The 23,984-nt window shown below is 30.3% G+C and carries 29 protein-coding genes and 1 tRNA gene; 26 read left to right on the top strand and 4 right to left on the bottom strand.

Going from position 1 to position 23,984, the window contains the following annotated elements; genetic code table 11:
- Positions 1-83: 83 nt before the first annotated feature.
- The 5 genes from BM239_RS00445 to BM239_RS00425 are packed head-to-tail and all read left to right on the top strand — an operon-like array spanning position 84 to position 2,606.
- The gene (locus BM239_RS00445) at positions 84-440 is read left to right on the top strand and encodes a rhodanese-like domain-containing protein (protein WP_245758157.1); all 357 of its coding nucleotides are present in this window, start codon (positions 84-86) and stop codon (positions 438-440) included.
- A gap of 1 nt (position 441) precedes the next feature.
- Positions 442-720 (top strand): heavy-metal-associated domain-containing protein, encoded by a 279-nt coding sequence (locus BM239_RS00440; RefSeq protein WP_092205692.1) that lies wholly within the window; start codon positions 442-444, stop codon positions 718-720.
- Complete coding sequence (locus BM239_RS00435; RefSeq protein WP_092205691.1) at positions 710-1,714, top strand: c-type heme family protein; 1,005 nt, start codon at positions 710-712, stop codon at positions 1,712-1,714. Before BM239_RS00440 ends, BM239_RS00435 begins: the two co-directional genes overlap by 11 nt.
- Positions 1,715-1,723: 9 nt before the next feature.
- Positions 1,724-2,020 carry a thioredoxin gene (trxA, locus tag BM239_RS00430; RefSeq protein WP_092205690.1) on the top strand — a complete coding sequence of 99 codons (297 nt, stop codon included), beginning with the start codon at positions 1,724-1,726 and terminating at the stop codon, positions 2,018-2,020.
- A gap of 4 nt (positions 2,021-2,024) precedes the next feature.
- Positions 2,025-2,606, top strand: coding sequence for a methyltransferase domain-containing protein (locus BM239_RS00425; protein ID WP_092205689.1), 582 nt, complete (start codon positions 2,025-2,027; stop codon positions 2,604-2,606).
- A gap of 5 nt (positions 2,607-2,611) precedes the next feature.
- Here the strand turns inward: BM239_RS00425 and BM239_RS00420 are convergent, their stop codons facing one another.
- Positions 2,612-3,490, bottom strand: a complete 879-nt coding sequence (locus BM239_RS00420; RefSeq protein WP_092205688.1) for a sterol desaturase family protein — start codon at positions 3,488-3,490, stop codon at positions 2,612-2,614.
- A 149-nt stretch (positions 3,491-3,639) separates the two neighbouring features.
- On the opposite strand from BM239_RS00420, the gene BM239_RS00415 reads away from it, so the two are divergent.
- Entirely contained in the window at positions 3,640-4,197 is a 558-nt protein-coding gene (locus tag BM239_RS00415; RefSeq protein WP_092205687.1) for a YeeE/YedE family protein, read from the top strand.
- Positions 4,198-4,200: 3 nt separating this feature from the next.
- Complete coding sequence (locus tag BM239_RS00410; RefSeq protein ID WP_092205686.1) at positions 4,201-4,614, top strand: YeeE/YedE family protein; 414 nt, start codon at positions 4,201-4,203, stop codon at positions 4,612-4,614.
- A 33-nt stretch (positions 4,615-4,647) separates the two neighbouring features.
- Here BM239_RS00410 and BM239_RS00405 read toward each other — a convergent pair whose 3' ends face one another.
- Positions 4,648-6,195 carry a hypothetical protein gene (locus BM239_RS00405; protein ID WP_143094863.1) on the bottom strand — a complete coding sequence of 516 codons (1,548 nt, stop codon included), beginning with the start codon at positions 6,193-6,195 and terminating at the stop codon, positions 4,648-4,650.
- Positions 6,196-6,310: 115 nt separating this feature from the next.
- Here BM239_RS00405 and BM239_RS15545 point away from each other — a divergent pair, with 115 nt between their 5' ends.
- Positions 6,311-6,436 (top strand): hypothetical protein, encoded by a 126-nt coding sequence (locus BM239_RS15545; RefSeq protein ID WP_262484314.1) that lies wholly within the window; start codon positions 6,311-6,313, stop codon positions 6,434-6,436.
- A 1-nt stretch (position 6,437) separates the two neighbouring features.
- On the opposite strand, the gene BM239_RS00400 is transcribed toward BM239_RS15545, so the two are convergent.
- Positions 6,438-7,523: a Fic family protein gene (locus tag BM239_RS00400; RefSeq protein ID WP_092205684.1), complete on the bottom strand. Its 1,086-nt coding sequence runs from the start codon at positions 7,521-7,523 to the stop codon at positions 6,438-6,440.
- 287 nt (positions 7,524-7,810) lie between these two features.
- Between BM239_RS00400 and BM239_RS00395 the strand changes: the two genes are divergently transcribed.
- The 18 genes from BM239_RS00395 to BM239_RS00315 all read left to right on the top strand — a co-directional run bounded on the left by BM239_RS00395 (position 7,811) and on the right by BM239_RS00315 (position 23,700).
- A complete protein-coding gene (locus tag BM239_RS00395; RefSeq protein ID WP_092205683.1) occupies positions 7,811-8,146 on the top strand; it encodes a hypothetical protein in 336 nt (111 codons plus the stop codon).
- Positions 8,147-8,677: 531 nt separating this feature from the next.
- The gene (locus tag BM239_RS00390) at positions 8,678-9,979 is read left to right on the top strand and encodes a tyrosine-type recombinase/integrase (protein WP_092205682.1); all 1,302 of its coding nucleotides are present in this window, start codon (positions 8,678-8,680) and stop codon (positions 9,977-9,979) included.
- Between the two features lie 22 nt (positions 9,980-10,001).
- On the top strand, positions 10,002-11,243 hold the full coding sequence (locus BM239_RS00385) for a hypothetical protein (RefSeq protein ID WP_092205681.1): 1,242 nt from the start codon (positions 10,002-10,004) through the stop codon (positions 11,241-11,243).
- 89 nt (positions 11,244-11,332) lie between these two features.
- Positions 11,333-11,626 (top strand): helix-turn-helix domain-containing protein, encoded by a 294-nt coding sequence (locus BM239_RS00380; protein ID WP_092205680.1) that lies wholly within the window; start codon positions 11,333-11,335, stop codon positions 11,624-11,626.
- Positions 11,627-11,632: 6 nt separating this feature from the next.
- The gene (locus tag BM239_RS00375) at positions 11,633-11,914 is read left to right on the top strand and encodes a helix-turn-helix domain-containing protein (RefSeq protein WP_092205679.1); all 282 of its coding nucleotides are present in this window, start codon (positions 11,633-11,635) and stop codon (positions 11,912-11,914) included.
- 20 nt (positions 11,915-11,934) lie between these two features.
- A complete protein-coding gene (locus tag BM239_RS00370; RefSeq protein WP_143094862.1) occupies positions 11,935-12,660 on the top strand; it encodes a hypothetical protein in 726 nt (241 codons plus the stop codon).
- A 179-nt stretch (positions 12,661-12,839) separates the two neighbouring features.
- Positions 12,840-14,768, top strand: coding sequence for a DNA methyltransferase (locus tag BM239_RS00365; RefSeq protein WP_092205677.1), 1,929 nt, complete (start codon positions 12,840-12,842; stop codon positions 14,766-14,768).
- A gap of 2 nt (positions 14,769-14,770) precedes the next feature.
- Positions 14,771-14,935 carry a DUF1737 domain-containing protein gene (locus BM239_RS00360; RefSeq protein ID WP_092205676.1) on the top strand — a complete coding sequence of 55 codons (165 nt, stop codon included), beginning with the start codon at positions 14,771-14,773 and terminating at the stop codon, positions 14,933-14,935.
- Positions 14,936-14,937: 2 nt separating this feature from the next.
- Positions 14,938-17,550 (top strand): DEAD/DEAH box helicase family protein, encoded by a 2,613-nt coding sequence (locus tag BM239_RS00355; protein WP_092205675.1) that lies wholly within the window; start codon positions 14,938-14,940, stop codon positions 17,548-17,550.
- Positions 17,551-17,552: 2 nt separating this feature from the next.
- A complete protein-coding gene (locus BM239_RS00350) occupies positions 17,553-18,119 on the top strand; it encodes a hypothetical protein (RefSeq protein WP_092205674.1) in 567 nt (188 codons plus the stop codon).
- Between the two features lie 10 nt (positions 18,120-18,129).
- Positions 18,130-18,366 (top strand): hypothetical protein, encoded by a 237-nt coding sequence (locus tag BM239_RS00345; RefSeq protein ID WP_092205673.1) that lies wholly within the window; start codon positions 18,130-18,132, stop codon positions 18,364-18,366.
- Between the two features lie 4 nt (positions 18,367-18,370).
- Positions 18,371-18,772 (top strand): protein-export chaperone SecB, encoded by a 402-nt coding sequence (locus BM239_RS00340; protein WP_092205672.1) that lies wholly within the window; start codon positions 18,371-18,373, stop codon positions 18,770-18,772.
- 395 nt (positions 18,773-19,167) lie between these two features.
- Complete coding sequence (locus tag BM239_RS00335) at positions 19,168-19,617, top strand: LexA family protein (protein ID WP_092205671.1); 450 nt, start codon at positions 19,168-19,170, stop codon at positions 19,615-19,617.
- A gap of 1 nt (position 19,618) precedes the next feature.
- The gene (locus tag BM239_RS00330; RefSeq protein ID WP_092205670.1) at positions 19,619-20,878 is read left to right on the top strand and encodes a Y-family DNA polymerase; all 1,260 of its coding nucleotides are present in this window, start codon (positions 19,619-19,621) and stop codon (positions 20,876-20,878) included.
- A gap of 31 nt (positions 20,879-20,909) precedes the next feature.
- On the top strand, positions 20,910-21,641 hold the full coding sequence (locus tag BM239_RS00325) for an SOS response-associated peptidase (RefSeq protein ID WP_092205669.1): 732 nt from the start codon (positions 20,910-20,912) through the stop codon (positions 21,639-21,641).
- A 388-nt stretch (positions 21,642-22,029) separates the two neighbouring features.
- Positions 22,030-22,188, top strand: coding sequence for a hypothetical protein (locus BM239_RS15350; RefSeq protein WP_177208955.1), 159 nt, complete (start codon positions 22,030-22,032; stop codon positions 22,186-22,188).
- 282 nt (positions 22,189-22,470) lie between these two features.
- A complete protein-coding gene (locus tag BM239_RS00320) occupies positions 22,471-22,902 on the top strand; it encodes a DUF6943 family protein (protein ID WP_092205668.1) in 432 nt (143 codons plus the stop codon).
- A 156-nt stretch (positions 22,903-23,058) separates the two neighbouring features.
- A complete protein-coding gene (locus BM239_RS00315) occupies positions 23,059-23,700 on the top strand; it encodes a DUF6266 family protein (RefSeq protein ID WP_092205667.1) in 642 nt (213 codons plus the stop codon).
- Between the two features lie 124 nt (positions 23,701-23,824).
- Here the strand turns inward: BM239_RS00315 and BM239_RS00310 are convergent.
- Positions 23,825-23,900, bottom strand: a tRNA-Phe gene (locus BM239_RS00310).
- Positions 23,901-23,984: the final 84 nt, after the last annotated feature.

The raw sequence follows: 23,984 nt of genomic DNA, 5'->3' as shown, positions 1-23,984 counted from the left end.
AAAACCACTCTTTTTTTAGTAACAAATGTTACGTATAAGGTCAAGTATTCCTTGTAATTTTATAACCGAAAATAAAGTGAAACATGAAACAAATTTTAATATTTATGTCATTTATAACTATGTTATTTGGTACGGTTCAAGATGCCGCAGTAAAAGTATTAACAGTAGAGGAGTACAAAACTCAAATAGAAGCAGGGAAAGTTCAATTAGTTGATGTTAGAACACCAGACGAATTTAATGCAGGACACATAACAAATGCAAAGAATATTGATTTTTTTGCACCTAGTTTTGAACGTCAATTTGAAAAACTTAATAAAGAAAAACCAGTATACATTTATTGTAGAAGTGGTTCGCGAAGTAAGAAAGCGGCGAGCAAATTATCAGCAATGGGATTCACGGAAATTTATGATTTAAAAGGTGGTTATTTAAACTGGAAATAGAATGAAAACAACAATAGAAATTCAAAATTTGAAATGTGGTGGTTGTGCACATACTATTTCAACTAAAATAGGAAGTGTTTCTGGTATTGACCATGTTTTAGTTGCATTGGAAACAAACGAAATTAGTTTCGAATATCAATCTGAAGCAGATTTATTAGCCGCCAAGCAAAAATTAAAATTATTAGGATATCCAGAAGTTGATGCGGCTAATTCTTTGATAACTAAAGCAAAATCTTTTGTGAGTTGTGCAACTGGAAAAATAGCAAATCATGATACGTAATTTACTATTAGCATTAGCTGTTTTTGGACTTGTTTCAGGTTGTAAAAATGACAATAAAAAGGAAATAGGTTACACCAATGCTCTTTCAGATTTGGAAGAACGTCAAGAACATCCAGGAAAAAAACTCATGGAAATAAACTGTTATGTATGTCATAGCCCAACAGCTAGCCATGATAGTCGTATTGCGCCTCCAATGATAGCCATCAAGAAGCATTATTTAACAGACGGGATTAGTAAAGCTGATTTTATTGAAGACATTCAAAGCTATGTGGAAAACCCAAATGCAGCCAAGTCTAAAATGCCTGGCGCTGTAAAACGTTTTGGAGTCATGCCAAAAGCACAATACCCTGAAAAAACAATAAATCAGATAGCCGAATATATTTATGATTATGAAATTGAACAACCAGAATGGTTTGAAAACCATTTTAATGGGCAAAGCAGAAAAGGTCGAGGCAAACAAGGTACCCATGGAATGCTAAATAGGAATAGGCAGCAGGCTTCAATAACAGACACCACGTTGACTTATGAAGAACTGGGCTTAAAATATGCTTTAAGTACCAAAGCTGAATTGGGTAAAAATCTCATGGGAGCAATTCAAAAAAAAGGTACTTTAGCTGCTGTGGAATTTTGTAACGTTAAAGCATATCCACTTACGGACAGTATGTCAATAGTTCATAATGCCAATATAAAGCGTGTTTCTGATAAACCTAGAAATCCAAATAATCAAGCCAATAGTTCGGAACTAGTACATATTTCGAAATTTAAAAAAGACATTTCAGCCAATTTAGAACCAAAGGCTATTATTGAGGAAACGGATGATACTGTTCAATTCTATTATCCAATTGTTACAAATACTATGTGTTTGCAGTGTTATGGAAAAGCGGTACAACCAGAAGTTTATAAACGTATTAAAGCTTTATATCCAAAGGATCAAGCTATTGGGTATATTGAAAATGAAGTACGTGGTATTTGGCGTATTTCATTTAATAAATAAGATGTAGTTATGAGTAATTTTTCGGAAATAATAAATAAAGATAAACCAGTTTTAGTGGATTTTTTTGCAGAATGGTGTGGGCCTTGTAAAACTATGAGTCCCATTTTGAAGGAAGTAAAAGATACCCTTGGCGAGCATGTTACCATTTTAAAAATAGACGTTGATAAAAATCAGCAATTAGCAACTCAATTTAAAGTTCGTGGTGTGCCAACGTTAATCCTTTATAAGAATGGAAAGCAATTATGGCGCCAATCTGGATTGGCCTCTAAACGGGATTTGGTACAACTAATACAATCCCATATGTAATGTTATGGATTTATCAGAATCGTTTTGGGATACGCGTTATCAAAATAAAGATATAGGTTGGGATTTAGGTGAAATATCTTTACCAATCAAAACCTATATTGATCAATTAGAAGATCCATCACTTAAAATTTTAATTCCAGGTGCAGGAAATTCCTATGAAGCTGAATATTTGTTTTTGAAAGGTTTTAAGAATGTATTTGTAGCCGATTTATCAAAAACAGCCTTAAATAATTTTAAAAAACGTGTTCCTAATTTTCCAGATGAAAACCTACTTCACGTGAATTTTTTTGATATTTCAGATAGCTTTGATTTAATTATTGAACAAACTTTTTTTTGTGCGTTAAACCCAAAATTTCGAAACGCGTATGCAAAAAAAACACATGGTTTACTTAAGCCGGAAGGTAAGTTAGTTGGATTGTTGTTTGATAAACCTTTATATACAGATAGGCCGCCTTTTGGAGGTTCGAAAGAAGAATATATCACGTACTTTAAACCGTATTTTGAATTAGATATTTTTGAGTCAAGCTATAATTCTATGCCAAGTCGTGAAGGTAGTGAGCTCTTTATAAAGCTTCAGAAAACATAAAAGGTTCAATGCTTTTTGGAGAGGAAGCCATATTTTAGTTGTCCTAAAAAGGTTTTAGGCATGGTGTCATCGCCTTCATAACCTAATTCAATTGTGCCACTGTCTTCAGGAATGTAATTTGTTTTAAAGATATAATCCCAAACACTTAAACTAATTCCGTAATTCATACCATAGCGTCTGTTATCTGGTAAATTATAGGCATGATGGTATAAGTGCATTACTGGATTATTTAAAATATATTTTAATGGTCCGTAGGTGATTTTAATATTGGAGTGATTAAAATGACCTATAGAAATGGCAATAAAATGAACAATATAGGCATGTTCCGGTTCAAAACCACCAAGAATCATAACGCCAAAAACCTTTAAAGGCTTGTATAAAATGTTTTCCATCCAATGATAGCGTAAATGAGCGGCAAAACCCATTTCTTTTACGCTGTGGTGTACTTGATGAAAACGCCAAAGCACATCAAAACGATGTAGTAAAACATGAGTAATCCATTGTACAAAATCTAAAACAATAAAAAACACCACGAGTTGTAACCACATAGGCCAAATACTGATATCTATTATAGCCAGACTCGTCATGGAAAAACCTAAATCTGCAAAAGCGACTTCTAAAACACTATAAACACCACTAATAACAATGGCAAAAATAAAGAAGTTGAAAAACATATAAAATGCATCTAGCCAGAAGTCTTTTCTAAAAACGGCTTGATTTTTTCGCCAGGGAAATAGAATTTCCAGTCCCCAAACAATAAGTGAAATAACAATTAATCCCCAAAAATAATTGGTGTACCAAGGGACATCAAAAATGATAGAATTCCAAGTCCAATGTAGTGTGCCTGAAATAGCATCTTTAAAGGCGTTAATATAATTCCACATAGCAATTTATTGTTTTGCAAAGTTACTGAAGAAATTACAAATGGATACAAAGAAAGCATTATGAACCGTTAAAGTCTGTAACGAAAGTTACAAAGGATTTAGTTTCTTGAACATTTATCTGTTTCTTTGCACAAAAATAAACATAAGGAATGACATTTATTTTAGAACCTTGGCCTTGGTATGTTTCGGGCTTTATGATAGCATTAGTAATGTTTCTGCTCATTATGGTAGACAAACGCTTCGGAATGTCCTCTAATTTACGAACGCTTTGCAGTATGGCAGGAGCAGGTAAACGAACCGATTTTTTCAATTTTGACTGGAAAGCTCAACGATGGAATTTAGTTGTGGTTATTGGGGCTGTTGTTGGTGGTTTTATTGCTTCAGAGTACCTGTCGCCAAGTAAAGCTGTTGCAATTAGTAGCGAAACGATTTCAGACTTGCACAGTTTAGGTTTTAAAAGCGCGGGAACGGCTTACTTGCCAGCAGAACTTTTTGATAATACGGTGTTTACTGATATAAAAGGGTTGCTAGTTTTAGTAATAGGTGGATTTTTAGTTGGATTTGGAGCACGTTATGCTGGAGGTTGTACATCTGGTCATGCTATTTCTGGTTTAAGTAATTTACAACGACCCTCATTAATTGCTGTTGTTGGTTTTTTTGTAGGAGGCTTGATAATGGTTCATGTATTATTCCCTTTAATTTTTTAAATAATGAAAACAAGTATATATTTAGTAATAGGTGTCATTTTCGGGATTACCATGTTTAAATCTGAAGCAGCTTCGTGGTTTCGAATTTATGAAATGTTTCAATTTCAATCGTTTCATATGTATGGTATAATAGGTGTGGCATTAGGACTTGGTTTGTTAATGACATATGTTATAAAACGGTTCAATGTAAAATCGTTTTACGGTAAAACGCTTCAGTTTGAGGCAAAAGATAGTGGTTTTAAACGCTACTTGATTGGTGGAACGCTTTTTGGTTTGGGTTGGGCTTTAGCAGGTGCTTGTCCTGGACCAATGTATGTTTTGTTAGGGGCAAAATATTGGCCCATTTTGGTGGTAATTGCATCGGCTATTTTAGGAACCTATGTTTATGGTTTGCTAAAAGATAAATTACCGCATTAATTTGTAATATTAAGTGTTTAAACGAAGCAAGCGTTATAATTCCTCTTTTGACCATTTAGCCCTTTTATTTAATTCGTGGTCATTTGGTGCGTAGCTTAACCCTTTACTATATATGGTAAAAGCTGATTTGTGTTGCTCTTTGTAATAATAATAATTTCCTGCTTTTGTGTACAGATTAGAGATGAGCTTTTTACTAATTTCATTTGTAATGTCATTATTATCTAATAAATCTTCTAACTTTTTAAGATATAAGTGAGCACTTTCAATGTCTTTATCACCAAAGCTATCTAATGAAATGTTGCCGTATAAGTGCGCCAATGCTATATGATAGCGATTGTTAGATTTTATAAAAGGGTATTTGTCAACATTATTTTCAAGTTCATTAAGAGTAGCTTTATTTAATGTAGATAATGCAATTTTTTTAAAACAGACGTATTCAATAATTTTTTGAGCTATTTTACTATTGGGATTTAAATTTATAATCTTATCACTATACTTTAAAGCATCGTCTAGGTTTTCGTCTGTTCCTGCTTGTTTAGCTAGGTATTCATATAAAAACTCTAATGCAGTATTTCTTACGTCGTCCTCCTTTATAGTGTTGAATTTTTCTACGGATGCCTCAATAAATTCATTTGTGTTATCATCATGATTTACGAGTTTAAATAATGACGATTCCAAATTTTTTAAGGAGTAGTCCTCTGGGTAATTAGCAATTGCTATTAGCTCTAATAAATAATCTATGTCTTCAAATGAATTAAATTCCAATTCATTTATTTTGTCAAACATGATTGTTTTTATAATAGGTTTTATTAACGGTGATGAGAAAAATATTTTAGACTTCCTTAAGTTATTTATGGCTTTGTCGTAATCTTCGATATCTAAATACGATAATCCTCTATTGTAATACTGCATTCCAACTAAAGCATTTTTATTAACAAACTCATGCCCATAATAAAGATCTTCATAAAACTTCATGTAGCCTTTTTTAAGAACCTCCTCTTTAGTTATAAGTTTGTAGCTGATTAACTCATCGATCACTTTGATTATTTCAGATTCTTTTGGAACTATAAAACCATATTCTCCAGGAACAGTGGTTTCAAGGTAAATTTTATATGTTTCAGGATAAGCAATTATAAATACATGTGTAGGTGTTTCTTTAATGTGATATGGTATTTGTAATTCATCAAAAGCGTAGGCATATAGTGCAGATGCTGTTACGCAATTGTATGTACCATCTTCAAATAAATCATTGAAATAGGAATCTAATTTATACTTATTAAAAAAAGCACTGTGAATTTCATCGTAAATAAACTTGATTCTTTTTTGTTCTTTTTTTTCTTTATTTTCTTTCTCAGGAAAGGTTTTAAGAAGTGTATTAATTCTATCTTGATATTTTAAAACCAAATTGTTGTTTGCTAAAGAATCAATAGCAAACATGCTTTTGAAAAAATTATAATTAATGGAGTCTCTTTTATAGGATTTAAAAATTTCTTCCTCAAAACTGGAGTTGAAAGATTGGCTGAAAGTGGCCGTCAGGCTCGTGAAAGTGATGAAAAATAAGGTTTTAAAAAATCTTGGCATGGCGGTTAAGGGCTTAAACTAAAGTGAACCAAGATAAAAATTTATTTAGTTTAAAGAGCAATCACCATGAAATAATATTTAATTCTAGATAGCTAATTGAGAAATGTGTTAAGAAATGAATTCTGAAATTATATTGGCTTTACTTGGGTTATTTAAGTATTACTTTGAGTACTGGAATCCTAAAACCAAAAAATCCAACCTTTTCAGATTGGGTTTTGGTGGTGGTGCCTCTAGATATTAAATTATGATTCATCTAAAACAGTCATTAATCTATAATTGAGATATAGTTTTTCTTTACCGACTTTTTCAGATATTAAAAATCCGGCTTCCTCCAACGCTATTAAATAGTTACCTACTGTTTTTGGTGTGCCTAGCTCGGCATCAATTAAAAATTGTCTTTTGGTATAAGGCAGTCTAAAAAGTATTTCTACAAGTTCTTTCGTATAAACTTTCGGTAATGTTGTTCTAATTTCTTCTGCCATTTCTTGCATTAAGGTCGTGACGTCTTTTAAGCGCTGTAAACCTTTGTTTGCTGTATATTCTACCATTTCTAACATATAGAGAACCCATGATTCCCAATTGTTGTTTTCAGTAACCTCTCGAAGCTTAGTATAATAGTCAGATTTATTTTGAATGATGTATTCGCTTAAATAAATAGCAGGAGTATCCAGTAAGTTTGTAAGTTTTAAATAGAGTAATAATAAGATTCGACCTGTCCTGCCATTCCCATCACTAAATGGGTGAATAGCCTCAAACTGATAATGCATTAATGCCATTTTAATTAATGGGTCTATTTCATCAGTACTATTTATGAAAGCTTCAAGGTTCGCTAATTTCTCTCGGATGGTATCTTCGCCAGTTGGTGGTGTGTAAATGGTTTCGCCTTTTTCATTTTTTAATGCTGTCCCTGGCGTTGTTCGTATTCCAGCTGTGTTTTTCTTAATGCTTTGAACTATTTGAATACATAGGTTAGTGGTTATAAAAGGACGTTTTTTTATTTCTTCTAACCCATTCCAAAGCGCTTCTTTATAGCTGATTACTTCTTTAGTTGCAGGATTATCAAACTTTTTGTCGGCAACTATTGATTTGTATAAATCATCATTTGTTGTAATTATATTTTCTATTTCTGAACTGGCTTTGGCTTCCTTTAGGTGTATGGTGTCCAAAAATAAAGTCGGATTTGGAAGGTTAGTTAGCATACCGTTTAATTGCGCTAAAGCTCTACTGGCATCAATGGTTTTTCGTAGAACTTTAGTGGTTTCCAAATCGGCTTTTGGTGGAAGTATCGGTAAGCTATTGTAGGGTGTGTTTTTATTGAAATTAGCCATATTAAACAGGGGTAAAAATTACTTCTATTATGATAACGAGAGTAAATATACTAAAAAATTACTCTCGTTTATCATTCGAGGGTAATATTTACGCCTGAAACTGCTATAGTTCTTAATAAGGTATTTCAAATTGAATCTAAAGTTTTTCTTTCCGAGTTAGATTAAATCTCAAATAAGACCATTAAATTAGTATCAGGTAAAGCAGTTATTTCATTTGGTTATTTACTGTCCTAATTGGTTTTTCAATAGTAATTTAATCGAGAGTTATTAATTTTAAAAGGTGAATTATGAAAGCGATGCTTAAAGAAGTATTAAATAGAATAATAAGAATAGAAGAAACACAATTAAAACTGTTATCTCTATTGCAAGATAAGACTATTGATGTCCAAGCTCCCATTTTTAATGATTTACCTAATCAAGGTAAAAGTCAGAAAGAACTAAAAAAACTTGCAGAAAAAGAAAAATCTAAAAGGTTTGAAGAAGAATTTTTATTATATTTTCTTAATAAAGAAGAGATTAAATGGAAATTCAATTTGGTTGCAACTCCGAAAAGCAATCGTGTTTTAGAGTATTTAAAAACTATGGATCCTACTGTATTTGATGGATTGAAAAGAAATAAATAAGACGTTTGTAATATCCATTAGAGTTAATAGATTAGAGTTAAACGTAAATTAAACCGTGATAACTAAAACAATTTAAATATAAGAACTTCTGTAAATGAATTAGCTTATATATGGCTAACGGAGTCTATGTATTCAAAAAACAGTTTCGATAATGACGAAATTGAGCAATAAGGTAAAAAGGAGCGATGTATTTTTATATAATGTGACCGATTATATTATGAATCTATAATAAAAGCTATTGTCGAAGAACTGTGCAAATATTCAAATAGGTTGTCCCTAATGTTGTCCCCTTAAAAAAGAAAAACCCCATAAACACTGCGTTTATGGGGTTTTCTGGTGGTGCCTCCAGTACCAATGTGTTCTTTCTTAAAACATTTCATTTCTTTTCAAAATATATTAAAACCCTTTAAAATAAAGGTTTTAGAGTGTTTTTTGTTATAATTTAATTAAGTAAATTCTAAAAAAATAAACCTTAAAAAGCACACAAAAAAGCACACAATTTTGTATCTTTAAGTCAAACAAATCAATGTTATGACTGCTATTTCACGTTCTAAAGGTACAGCTCGTTTTGCATTTAGGGAATCGAATACTAAATTACAAAATTCAAAACAAAAGCAGAGTTTAATTATTTTGAACTTTGCATACGGAACTACACGTTTTAGGTACTCAACTGGATATAAAAGTTGTTATGATGATTGGGATTTTAAAAAGCAAAGAGTAAAAAATAAAGCTTCAATTTCAAACAAAGACGAAGTAAACGACTTTTTGAGCGGTTTAGAAAAGTTTATCAATAAAACGTATTCAGAACTAACTAAAGAGCAAGGAGAGGTCTCTAAAGATGTTTTAAAGTATCATTTGGACGTTTTTACTAAAAAAATAAAACCTAACGTAGAATTGAATAAGAACTTAACCTTCTTCGAGGTTATTCAGCAATTTATTGACTTAAAAGATGGGCAAATTTCAAACATAACGTTACGTTCATATAAGCAAACTCAAAAACGATTACGAGAATATGAGAAGTATTATAAAACGAGATTGATATTTCAATCAATTGATATGAGTTTCTATAATAAGTTTGTAAAGTTTATGGAGGCTAATGATTACTCATTAAATACTATAGGAAAACATATAAAAACACTAAAAACGTTTTTAAATTATGCAATTTCAGAAGGCTATTCAGCTAATCAAAAATTTAGGAGTAACGACTTCAAAGTTAAAAAGGAAATTACAACTGAAATTTATCTAACTGAAGAAGAAATACATCAAATGTTTGAAAAAGACCTATCCAAATATCCAGAGTTAGAACACGCAAGAGACGTTTTTTTAATGGGATGCTACACAGGTCAACGTATAAGCGATTACAACGGATTAAAAGAAGAAGATATTATTACCATAGATGATGTGCAGTTTTTTGAAATTAAGCAGAAGAAAAACCGTAAGTACGGTAGGGTAGTGCATTGTCCAATTACCAAGGAAATGAAATCTATAATGAATAAGAGGTATAACGGAAAACCACCTAAAAAGATTCACGAACAAGATTTAAACGAAAATATCAAGCAGGTTGGTCAAATGTTAGAATGGGATGAGTTAATTAAATGTGAGTACACCAAAGGCGGAAAGCTTAATACGGAAATGATTCCAAAATACGACTTAATCAAATCCCATACTGCTAGAAGAAGTTTCTGTACTAACAAATATAAAGCAGGAATGAGCGTGTTTGATATTATGTTGTTTTCTGGTCATACTACTGAAAAAGAATTTTATAAGTATATTAGAATCAAAAATCAAGAGAGAGCATCTCATATTGTTAAGGGCGGTTTTTTTAACGTTTAATCCTAATTGATAATTAATATTAATGTTAGATAGTTATTCATTCAATAAATTTTGTGAGTTATTAAGTGATGAAGATATTTTAAGAACTTCTACGGCTTTTGGTGTTGCAAAACAATTTCAAACTTACATAGCTGATATAAAGTCACAGGTCTTAAAAGAACTAATGAATAGAACTGAAAATCAAGATGTTTTTTTAGAGTTTCTAATCAATGAAATTGAAAAGCAGTACTATGTAAAAGATGCTGGTATTAATTATATAAATAAATGGCTTAAAGAATATAATATTTCCATAGATGCTATTTTAGAAGAAGAAGACCATAAAGAACCAATTTTTACAGTTTTAGATAGACATTATAACGATATGGAACCCTTTTCTAAAGAAAAAGACAAAGCTTTTTTGGTGCAAATGGATTTCTTAAATTATTTCTGTTGTATGTACGCTAATGAGCTTATAGAATTTTTAAGGTCTAAAATCCCTAAAGTTAAACCTCAAAATCAGGCACAAATACCGATTGCAAAAACAAAACCTTTTAAAGACGAATACCTAAATGTTTTTTGTAAAGAAATAAGCAATGAAAGAGCAGTTAGAGAAACATCGTTTATGCAATTATACGATTACGGCCTCACGCATTATAGACCTTATTTAGAATCCGAAATTACAGAAAATCTTTTAATTCTAGATAAAGATAAGAAAGAAGATTACTTAAGTTATGTGTTAGATAAAGTGACTAAAACGCCTTATGCTAGTATTCCTGAAAACTTTCTTGACCAGTATATTAAAAAATATGATGTTGATTTAAATGAGTTCCCAAAATTTAAAAATAAAGAATTGAATGAAGCATTAAATACCTATTATCAAGGAATCTACCATGCAACGCATCAAGAACAACATAATTTGCTATGTATTCAAATTGACTTCTATTGTTACGCTAGTATGCTAGAGGTTAAAAAAATAATTGAATTTGTTGAAAGTAAATCAGATAAACAAAAAGAAACAAATCTTATAGTGAAAAAAGGAAATTCAAAGCAACTAACAATAAATCAAATTGTATTACTACTTCAGGAGACAGGTTTTTTTAGCCATCCAATAATTGAAAATGCATCCAAAGTAAAGCAATCAGAATTAATAAGTATTATCACAGGTTTAAATGATAAGAATATAAAAACAGCTATTCAGAAATTAGATAAAAAGGTAAGCGAACTAGGCGAAAACTATCAAAAGGATATTGATAAAATACAGTATATTTTAGATAGTATTTCCTAGTGTTGGAGTACCTTTTGGAGTTACACCAATAGTAAGTAACAGTTAAGTACTATATACTTTTACACCATCAAATAATAAATCACAATACGATGGAACAAAGTAAAGTAACACAAGTATTTGGTATCACGCCAAATGAATTAAAAGAAAACATTTTAAACGATGTAAGAACAGAGCTAAAAACTTTAGTTCAACATTTTCAACCTGTAAAACCTGCTGAATACATCACTCGAAAAGAAGCTGCAAAAATTCTAAAAGTATCTTTAGTAACCTTATCAGATTGGAATAAAAAAGGCGTTTTAAAACCGTATCGATTAGGAAACCTAATCAGGTATAAGCGAACCGAATTAGACGAAGCATTAATTAGTATTAACTCTAAAAAATAATTAATCATGTCTACATTCAAACACCCAATTAATGATAGTTTAAACAAAATCAATCAAAGATTAGATCAATTGTTAAAATTTCAAAAGCAAAAACAAAATGAAAATCCAGAATATATCATTTTTGATAATGCAGATGTTATGCAACTATTTAAAATAAGTAGTAAAACAGCATCTAACTGGAGGGAAGAAGGTATATTACCTTATGTGCAGATTAAAGGTAAACTGTATTATAAGCTTTCAGATATTCATGCTGTTATAGATCAAAATTATTCTGTTAAAAAAAAATAGGAATAAATAAGCATATCAGTGTGCCAATTGAAATGTTTATTGATGCGCAGTGCAGTAACTATTCCAAAGAGCTACAATGTTTTTTATTATTCAAGCTAATATACCCATGTGGTAAAGCTAAATTAAGCAATGAAGCATTTCAATTTATTGAATATTTAGAAGGTATAAATAGCAGAGCAACATTAAATAAGTATATCAATTTTTTAAGGGAAATCGGCTGGATTGTTTACAACAGCAAAACACAGTACTTTATTTTCAAATCCTTTGATAGAATTAGAAAAGAAAATAATTGGCAAGTTCGATTAGCATATCAAATTGATTTTTCTAATTACAATAAAATAAAAGCAGTTACAGGGGCAGTAATTTATGGTTATCTTCATAAAGATTTTTGGAGAAAAGTTAAGAAACAAAAAAGCGTACAATTAAAGGGAAGTACCTATTATTTTTTGTCTCCTAAATTTAACTATAAAAAGCAATATGCTCCTGTTTCTGTTAATGGTGTTACACAGCTTTTTAATATCTCAACAGCTACAGCATCAAGACTTAAAAACGAAGCCTTTAAAGAGGGTTTAATTAAGTTGAAAAAGAATTTCTCCAACACGCCAATTAATAAAAAGTTAATGCAAATCTATCTTAAATACAATGATAAGAAACAAAATATTGTTTTTAAAGAGGGTAACTATCGTTTACAGTTAATTGACACCTTATATCCTCTTTTTTATTTCTCTAAACGCAAATCTCTGTAAACATAAAGAAAGGGATTAACAATACTTAATAGCTAATGTGTAAGAATTTATAAATAATTAATTATATTTAAACTCTCCCTAAATAATTATTAGCTGTTATTTAATAAATACATTAATAGCAACATTTAGTAATTAAATTCTATTTTTGAGAATATATAAATAGACCACCTAATTTAAAAATGCAAAACTTACAAACCGACCTTATAGAGCTACTTAAAGACCAAGATAATTTAGTAGTAGATAACCAATTGAATAAAAACAAAATAATTGAAGCTGCTTTAAAGGTAGAACCCTTTTTAATAAGCCTGTTAATTAAAAACGACACCTTTAAAAAACACTTCTTTCAAGAAGTAGAAAATGTACTGGTGTTCGATAAAATTAAGTTTCAAAGGTTTGTAAACAATAAGTCTTTTTTGCCTGATAGCTATACAGCCTTTAAAAATAAAATAGGTTTAGCTATTAATGATGATACTACAGACAATTTTATAAAAGCTAAAAACGATGTTGTGTTAGTATGGCCTCATAAAGATTGTGTTTTAGAAGGAGGGCAAACCAAAGAAGACCAAAAACGAAACGAGATATTCTGGAATGAAACACTTGCACCAGATAATGTAGATAGATTATTAGATGCAAAAGCATTTACCAACTTTAAAAAATACGATAAAGATGGCAAGCATAAAGTAACAGAGTTTACAGGAGATGAAAACCTTATCTTAAAAGGAAACAACTTATTAGTACTTTCTTCATTGCTAAAAACACATAGAGGTAAAATAAAACTTATTTATATAGACCCACCTTATAATACAGGTTCAGATAGTTTTCAATATAATGATAATTTCAATCATTCTGCTTGGTTAACTTTTATGAAAAACAGGTTGGTTATAGCTAAACAATTATTGTCAAAAGATGGTTTTATATTAGTTCAATGTGATGATAATGAACAAGCTTATTTAAAGGTTATGCTTGACGAGATATTTGGTAGAGTTAATTTTGATAACTGTATTACGACTATTGTCAAAACAGAGGGTAGACGTTATGGTAATCTTGCAAAAACACATGAATATATTTTAATGTATGCTAAAAATTTAGATAATGCTAAAACTAATGAAATTAATAAAGTAGGTCATAAATTTAGATATAAAGATTCTAACGGTGGCTTTGATTTAACAGATTTGAGAAATCAAAATGCAAATGCTTTTAACTCTACAAATCGTCCGAATTTAAGATATCCATTTTATATAGATGAAACTTCTGAAGATGAAAATGGTTTTTGTAAAGTATCAGTTGCTCAAAAAGAGGGTTGGTTAGAAGTATTTCCTATTACTGTTAATGGTAATGAAAGTGTTTGGCGATGGGGTAAAGAAAAATCCAAAGAAAACCAAGAAGAACATTTAATTTCTCGAAAAAGTTCAGATGGTGTTTATAGGGTTTACCAAAAATATAGGTCAAATACAACTATGGAAAAAACTGTATGGTTTAATAAGAATTTCATAAGCAATAAAGGTACTAAAGAACTAGATAGTCTTTTTGGTAAAAAAGTATTTGGTTTTCCTAAATCTGAATATTTAATTCAAAATATCATACATATATGTACTAACGAAAATGATATTGTTTTAGATTATCATTTAGGCAGTGGTACAACCGCAGCTGTAGCTCACAAAATGAATCGTAAGTATATTGGTGTTGAGCAAATGGACTATATAAACACTATTACTACTAAAAGATTGCAAAAAGTAATTGAAGGAGAACAAGGTGGTATTTCTAAAGATGTTGAATGGCAAGGTGGTGGCTCATTTGTTTATGCAGAACTAATGCAATACAACCAATACTTTATAAATAAAATACAAGAAGCTAAAACTAAAGAAGATATTTTATCTGTTTGGGAAGAAATGCAAGACAAAGCGTTTATTTCTTACCAATTCGATAAAGATATGTTCAATAAGCGTTTAGACGCTTTTAAAACAGCTTCATTACAGACTATGCAACAGTATTTAATAGAGATATTAGATAAAAACCAATTGTGTGTAAACTTTAGCGAGATTGAAGATGAAAGTTTCAATATCAGTGAAGCAGATAAAGCGTTAAACTATTCATTTTATAAAAATTAATAATGAAATATAAAATATTAAAATTAGATACACATTTCGAAAAAGACTTTGAAAAACTAGTTAATGAGTATTTAGAAAAAGGTTGGCGTCCAAGTGGTGGTTTAATCATAAGGTCAGATAAAGTTACTGCTGCAAACTATTTTTATCAAGCAATAATTAAAGATTAGATATGTCATTGTTTAACCAAAATACTATTCAACGTTTAGACAAGCGTATTGCATCCAAAATTGATGATGGTGATTTAATTGTAGAATTATCACCCATTATTAAAAATAATCTAAAGTTTGCACCACGTCCTTATCAAGAAGAAGCGTTTACACACTTTAACTATTACATAAATAACCCACGTTTAAGAGCAAAACCAACACAAGTGTTGTTTCATATGGCAACAGGTTCTGGTAAAACCTTGGTAATGGCAGGTGCAATGTTAGAGTTGTATAAAATGGGCTATCGTAACTTTATTTTCTTTGTAAATACAGATACTATTATCCGTAAAACAAAAGAAAACTTCTTAAACCCAAACAGCACTAAATATTTATTCAAAGAGCAAATTAATATAGATGGTGTAAATGTAAATATTACAGAAGTAGAAAGTTTTGAAAGCACCAATACAGATGATATTAGCATACTGTTTTCAACCATTCAAGGCTTACATACCAAACTAAATGCACCAAGAGAAAACAGTATAACTTTTGATGATTTTTTAAACAAAGAAGTTGTTTTAATTAGTGATGAGGCACACCACATAAACACACTTACAAAAAAGAAATTAAGCAAAGGAGAGAAGGAAGATTTTAATAGTTGGGAATATACAGTTGAGCGTATTTTAAGAAGCAATGTAAACAATATAATGATGGAGTTTACAGCTACATTAGACCTCAATCATCCTAATATAGCATCTAAATACGCAGATAAATTATTATATGATTATTCATTAGCAAAGTTTAGAGAAGATGGTTACTCAAAAGAAGTGCAAACCAACCAAGTAGATTATCAACCTATACAACGTGCAATTGTTGCAGTATTAATAAGTCAGTTTAAAAAGAAAATATTTGCGTCTAAAGGCATTTTAGCAAAACCAGTAGTAATGTTTAAATCTAAAACAACTACAGAAAGTGCTGAAATGGAAAAAGCATTTATTGATGAAATAAGAAACTTAACTGTTACTAAATTAGAGAATCTTATAAAATTAGATAATGCAATTTTAGATAAAGCAATAGCATATTTTAAAGAGTTAAATATATCATCACAAGGTTTGATTGATGAAATTAAAGAAGACTTTACAGAAGATAAAATTGTTTCTGTAAATTCTAAAAATGATAGTGACGAAAAACAAATAACTATTAATACGTTAGAGGATAATAATAATGAAATTAGAGCAGTATTTGCAGTAGATAAATTAAATGAGGGTTGGGATGTTTTAAACTTATACGATATTGTTAGATTATATGATACTCGTGATGCCAAAGGTAGCACACCTGGAAAAACTACAGTTGCAGAAGCACAATTAATTGGTAGAGGTGCAAGATATTATCCATTTCAATTAGAAGAAAATCAAGAATTAGACAAACGTAAATACGATAATGATTTAGAAAACATAATGCGTTTTTGCGAGACTTTACATTATCATTGCTCACACAACCCAAGATATATTACTGAATTAAATAATGCACTTCGTCAAATAGGAATGTTTCCTGAAGAAAAAGTAGAAGTAGATTTAATTCTTAAAGATGAATTTAAAGAAACAGCTTTATATAAAAGTGGTTTTATATTTTTAAATAAAAAGGTTAAAAACAACCCAAAAACATTATTAGAATATCAAGAGCCAACTATTGTAAAAAAGCACACTTACGCATTAAAAACAAATAGGTCAGCTCAAACGGTAATATTAGATAATAACAGAGTAAAGCAAAATACAGTACAAGCAAATTATGCAAATAAACATTTGTTTTCTTTATGGGATAAAACAATTATTCAAAAGGGTTTAAATAAAATACCATTTTACCACTTCAATAACATCAAAAAGTTTTTTCCAAGTGTAAAATCTATGAATGATTTTATTACAAATGAAAAGTATTTTGGCGGCATTATAGTTGAAGTAACAGGTTTACAAAAGGATACAAACAACCTATCTGCAAATCAAAAATTAGAAATTGTTATAAGTGTAGCTACCAAAATAGCAAATGAAATATCTACCAAGTTTGGAGATTATAGAGGTACAAAATCATTCTACAGAGAACCATTAAGAAAGTATTTCAAGAATAAGAAATTAGCGTTTTCAGTAAATCAAAATACTACAGCAGAAACAGGAAAACCAACAATGCGTAATGATATTCCTCAAGAATATTTTGTAGACTTGAACAAAGCAGATTGGTATGCTTACAATGAGAATTATGGTTCATCAGAAGAAAAGTTTTTAGTAAAGTATTTCCACGATAATATTGAAGATTTAAAAGAGCGTTTTAAAAACATCTATTTATTAAGAAACGAACGTTTCTTTAAGTTATACAGGTTTAGTGATGCAAAAGCAACAGAACCAGACTTTGTGTTATATATGACAGATAAAAATTCAGATGATGAGGTTATTTATCAATTATTCATAGAACCAAAAGGTGATCACTTACTATATAATGATGAATGGAAAGAACAATTCCTTCAAGAAATAGAAAAAGAAGCAGTAATAGAATTATACGAAAGTCAACAATATAAACTTATTGGTATGCCATTCTATAATAAAGCTAACAGAGAAGATATATTTATTGAGAAATTAAATAGTTTGTGATTATGATGTTAAGAGGTAAAACTGACAACCATATTATATGTTATCACACTCAAGAGTTTCGTGTAGAAGGTGTAATTGATGAACCTATTATATGTATATCTAAAGATGCTTGGCTTGGTAAAGGTTATTACTTCTGGGTAGATGAAGAATTTGCAAAATATTGGGGTGAAGATTTTAAAATGAGTACCGGCGCTTATGATGTTTACAGTGTAGAAGTTGATATAACAGATTTTTTAAATACGGTTTTTAATGAAAAACATTATTTTGCATTTAAGAAATGGATAGAAAAAGCATCAAATCATTTTATTAAAAAAAATAAGACTGTAACACTTAAAAGGCTTCATCAATTTTTAGCTGACAATTTTTGGGACAAGATGGGTATAAAAGGCATAATTTATGATGATATGCCTATTAATGTAAATCATAAACCAAACCGTAAATATTCTGTAGTAATACATTCAGAAGATAAAAGACATTCCTTTTTTTATTATAAGAAAAGAATACAGTTAGTTTCATTTGGTATTGATAATATTAGTAACTTTGCACTGCATTTAGAAGAGCAAAATTAAGTAGATTAAAATGTTAGATATAGATAAATTAGATAAACAATTTGATGAAATTCTTTCTTCATTCTCTGAAGAAAAGATTCAACAATGGATAGATTTTGCAGAGGAAAGAGAAACAATGGAGTGTTTATTCAATGGTGAATCTGTAAATATAAGTATGGAAAAATTAAAACCTAAATATGTTATAGTTAGTAATTCTGATGCTCTTTTTGAAAAAGCAGGCGAGAATAATTACGCACTAGCAGCTTAATATTATGCAGATAAAACTAGAACATATTTATTATAATGATGTTAAATTAAAGGTAGAGTCTTTAGATAAAAACATAACAACAAAACTTCAAACAACTTTAAATTTCAAATCTGAAATAATCAAAGATGAAGAATTAAATAAGTTTGCGGTTCATTTTCTACTAAATCTAAAAAATAAAAACTTTGATTTAGCTGTAAATTCTGTAGCTATATTTTTGACAGATGTTAAGTTGGAATCTGAATTTTTGGATTCTGCATTTTGCAATATAAATGCACCAGCAATAGCTTTTCCTTATATAAGAACATATGTTTCAAATTTGACTCTCAATTCTGGTTTCAACCCAATAATATTACCTTCTTTTAACTTTGTTAATTTACATAAAGAAAAAAGTAAAAAAGTAGAATAGTCCCCACAAAATAAAACCCAGTTTTTTCGTACCTCAAAATCCTCTGTCTTTTGTTTTGTTCCGCTATCCAACGCACTTGTAGTTTTTGGTTGCCAACCCTCACACAGCACATTACTTGTTTTATTTAAACTTATATGTTTTAATAAATAGGTACAATAAAAAAGTAAAAAGCTGTTTCCAAAGCTCACACCAAAAACTACCCAAAGCTATGTTTACATAATACAAGTTATAGTAGCAAACGGCACTTTTCAAAGGTTTGCTATCGCAGTGTTAATGCATTTTGTAGCTATAACTGGTATTATGTAAAATATCCGCTCTGCCTTTTCGCTCAACACCGTTAATAAATTGAAAGTTTCAATATAAAAAACGAAAACCTTTTTATATAACTTTGCAATATGCAAGTCAGAAAATTATATAACACAAGAGCAATAGAATTTTATGGTGCAGATGTTTCAACACATCTAAAATTGCCTTTTGTGGCTAATGGTATTAGTGCAGGGTTTCCATCCCCAGCAGATGATTTTTTAGATATAAACATAGACCTCAATAAACATCTAATTAAAAACCCAAGTACAACATTTTATGGTCGTGTTCGTGGTGATTCAATGATAGATGCAGGCATTCACGATGGTGATTTACTAATTATTGATAAAAGTTTAGAACCTACAAATAACAAAATAGCTGTTTGTTTTATTGATGGTGAATTTACAGTTAAACGCATTAGCATAGAAAAAGACTGTGTTTGGTTAATTGCAGAAAATCAAAATTACAAACCTATTCAAGTCACTAAAGACAATGATTTTATCATTTGGGGTATTGTTACTAACGTAATCAAAAACCTATGATATGTTCGCACTCGTTGACTGCAATAACTTCTACGCTTCCTGTGAGCGTGTTTTTAACCCATCATTAAATGATAAACCTATAGTGGTTTTATCAAATAACGATGGTTGTGTTATTGCAAGATCCAACGAGGCCAAAGCGTTAGGTATTCCAATGGGCGCACCTGCATTTGAATATTCTAAAACATTTGAAAAACAAAACGTAAACGTTTTTTCTTCAAATTACGCTTTATATGGCGATATGAGTAGTAGAGTGATGAATCTACTTTCAGAGTTTACACCAGAAGTTGAAATATACAGTATCGACGAAGCATTTTTAAAGTTTATAGGTTTTGAACTTTTTAGCCTTCAGGAAATAGGTGAAACAATGCGTAATCGTGTAACAAAAGGTACAGGTATTCCAATAAGTATTGGCTTTGCACCAACAAAAGCATTATCTAAAGTTGCCAATAAAATAGCAAAGAAATTCCCAGAACGTACTAACAATGTTTATGTAATAGATGATGAAGAAAAGCGCATAAAAGCCTTAAAGTGGTTACCAATCGAAGATGTTTGGGGTATTGGTAGGCAACATACCAAAAGACTAAAGAACTTAAATATTCATAATGCTTATCAATTTTCCCAACTGTCAGATGATTGGGTGCGTAAAAATATGTCTGTTGTTGGTTTACGTCTAAAACACGATTTAGAGGGTAAACCTACTTTAGATTTAGAAACTACTGCAAACAAGAAAATGATAGCAACAACACGCTCATTTGAGGGAATGCTAACATCATATCAAGATATTAGAGAACGTGTATCTACGTTTGCTGTGTCCTGTGCAGAAAAACTTCGTAATCAAAAATCACAATGCAATATGCTTATGGTATTTTTGCATACCAACGGTTTCCGTAAAGATTTACCTCAATATGGTAGAAACATTGTAGTAAAAACACATTATCCAACCAATTCGAGCATTGATTTAGTTAAATATGCAGAGGCAGGGTTACAAGCAATTTATAGAGAGGGCTTTCATTATAAAAAAGCAGGTGTTATTGTAATGGGTTTAACCCCAAGTAATCAAAAACAATTCACGCTATTTACTTCCGAAAACCCAAAGCACCAACCAATAATGAATATCGTAGATAGGCTAAATAAAGCCTACGGTAACAATAAAATAAAGTTTGGTAGTCAATCATTAGGTAGGCAATGGAAAATGAAACAAGAACGCCTATCCCCACGATATTCAACCAACATTAATGAAATAATCGATATAAGAGTTTAATTAGTATATTTAGTAACCTAAATAAAACCTTATGTGTTTCCATACTTCTCAAACTAAAAAAGTAATTGAGCTTGAAAATCGCTATGATGTTTCATTGACAAGGGATGATGCAAGAGAAGCGTATGATATTCCAAGATACCACTTAAACGGTTTTTCTCATCCTGATATGCTTATAATACCACAAGAAGGTCCATCAGCTTTAGCACCTGCATTATGGGGTATAGTTCCAGGCAATAAAAAACCTGAACAATTAACCGATTATTACAAAGAAGCTGTTCGGTATGGTGGTGGTCTTAATGCTCAATCCGAAAAATTATTTAATCATTTTATATACAAACATTCAGCCTTAACAAGACGTTGTATAATTCCTGTAACAGGATTTTTTGAACCTCACGAATACAAAGGAAAAAAATATCCATTTCATATAAAGAACAAAAACAACGATGTTTTGTCTTTAGCTGGGTTATATACAATAATTGGCGATGTTGTTACCTTTACTATTCTTACTAAAAAAGCATCACCATTATTTGCAAAAATTCATAATAAAAAAAATAGACAACCGGTAATACTTCAAAAGGACTTTGAACAAGAATGGTTAAAAGATGATTTAAACGAAAATGGCATTAATGAATTAATTAATCTAAATTACAATGAGAACGAATTAAGCACATATACAATAAGTCGTGATTTATTTAGTCCAAAAGTAAATTCAGATGTTAAAACAATTATCGATGAGGTAAAATACGAAGGAATTCAAATCTAAATAATTATTATATTTAGTTACCTCATTCAAGCTGCACAAAACCATCGTTAAGTCCAAGTATTCCTTACCTCAAGTATTTGTTTGTTTCATTTCGTTAACAAATATCATAGTCCACTTTTCCCCACCACCCAAGTCAGCGGTTATAAAAAAAATAGGTTTATAAAGTGTAGTACTACGCCATAGCACATTACTTTTTATCGTACCTCAAAAAAGCAATAAGCTATTATCTAAAAGTCCTGTATAAGTAGCTTGTTTAAATGCTGTTTTATCAAACAACTATTTAAAACGCTACCCATACAAACGCTTCATCCAACGCTCAATACACTACTGTAACCTATTTTTTTAAGTGTTAATTCCCCAGAAAAGTTATATTTATAGTATGAAACAAATGATTGAAGATTTATTTGATTTATTCTTTCCTCACGATTTAGATGAAAACGGTAATAAAATCGAAAATCCTGAAGGTGATGATTCTTTTGGTACTAAACTTTTCACAATCATTATGCTTGTTATAATAGTAATATTAGCAGGTATAACATTAAATTAATAAAAGACAGCAAATATATGTGGCTTCCTACAGCCCACGCTTTAAGGCTATAAAGCTCAAGCCTACGGTTTTTTTAAAAAACTTTTTATTACTACTTCAAAACAATTTTTAGGTTAAACTAAAGCACTTTAATTTTCAATAAAATTTTTCAAAAACTTTTTTAAAAAAAGCTTGACAGCCTTATCCACGCCACAAAGCGGTTGGCTTTCTTTTTTTAATTTTTTTCTTTTTCATTTTCAAAAAAAATATGTGTGAGCGTAGCGAACTTTTAATTGGATAGCTATGTCTTATTTTGAAATGAAAACCCACCAAATCGGAAGAACCTACTCGAACCCTAATTTTTTTATCCTTAACAAAGGACTTAACAGCGGAAAACCACTTTCAAATCCTTGTCCTAACTGTTTTGTAGTAATCACAAAAACTGAAACAGAGAAAAACACACTTTTTCACTTGTCTATGATGTTACAAATAGGCGGTTTTTACGCTTGTTATTTAAAGGGTAGTGTTATTCAGTTCATATCTGTAGATGATTGCAGAAATACGCTTAAAAATGGTTTGAGGTTAATTGAAAATACTGATTTTGAGTTCAAAAAGAGTATTGAAATAGTGTCAGGTATTAATAAAAAGCAGCAAGAACTTAAGCAAACAATAATTAAGCTTGAAAATCTTAAATTATCATTTACAAATACTCTGTTTAATTTAAGTCGTAAGTAGTCAATGGTAAATTAATGTATTAAGATGTAATCTATTGTATGTTGGCATTTTAACTCATTTTATTTTATTAAATAACCGTATATTAATTGTAGTTTTTAAGTCTGTATCAAGTCCGTATCAAGTCCGAATAAGTATTAATTTAAAATTTTTATAAAGATGGGAAAAATTGCCCAAGGTATTTTAGGAGGTTTCTCTGGTAAAGTAGGAACCATAGTAGGTGGAAGATGGAAGAACATTGATTATATCAGAGCGAAGCCTGTAAGTGTAGCTAATCCACGTACAGAAGGTCAGGTCAATCAGCGTAATAAATTTTCAGCAACGTTGGAGTTTCTTCAACCGAATTTAGCCTTTATTAAAAAAGGTTATAAATCTTATGCGGTTGGTAAGACCGAGTTTAATGCTGCAATGTCTTATGTGTTAAATAATGCAGTAGGTGGTATCGCACCTAACTTTACAATCGATTATTCTTTAGCATTATTAAGTAGAGGTAATTTAGCAGGTGTGCTGAATGGTACAACAGATTTAACTGTAGCAGGTCAAGTATCTTTTGGCTGGGACGACAACTCAACAGGAGGAAATGCTAATGCAACAGATAAAGCGATGTTGATAGTTTACAATCCAAGTAAAAAAGAATCAATTTCAATTCTTGATGGTTCAGATAGAACTGTAGGTTCTGAAGTTGTTACAATTCCAGATGCTTATGCAGGAGATACAGTAGAGCTGTTTATGGCGTTTATTACTGCTGATGGTAGTCAAGTGTCAAATAGTGTGTATTTAGGCTCTGGTACGGCGTCATAGATTTGTTTTTTTAAATACACATTAAGTAAAACCGTTACATCAAATGTAGCGGTTTTTTATTAGCACACATATCAGCACACTAAATTTAAAAACCCTTACAAACACAAGGTTTATAAGGGTTTTTTGGTGGTGCCTCCAGGAATCGAACCAGGGACACAAGGATTTTCAGTCCTTTGCTCTACCAACTGAGCTAAGGCACCAGTGCTAAATGCGGTTGCAAATATAAGTTGTTTTTATTATCCACCAAAAGAAAATTTATAAAAAATCGTTTTGTATTTTTACTG

This window comes from Algorimicrobium echini, from assembly GCF_900115185.1.
In the GTDB taxonomy this organism is placed as follows: domain Bacteria; phylum Bacteroidota; class Bacteroidia; order Flavobacteriales; family Flavobacteriaceae; genus Algorimicrobium; species Algorimicrobium echini.
The sequence above is the reverse complement of the archived record's forward strand: the minus strand, read 5'-3'. Positions and strand labels throughout refer to the sequence as shown.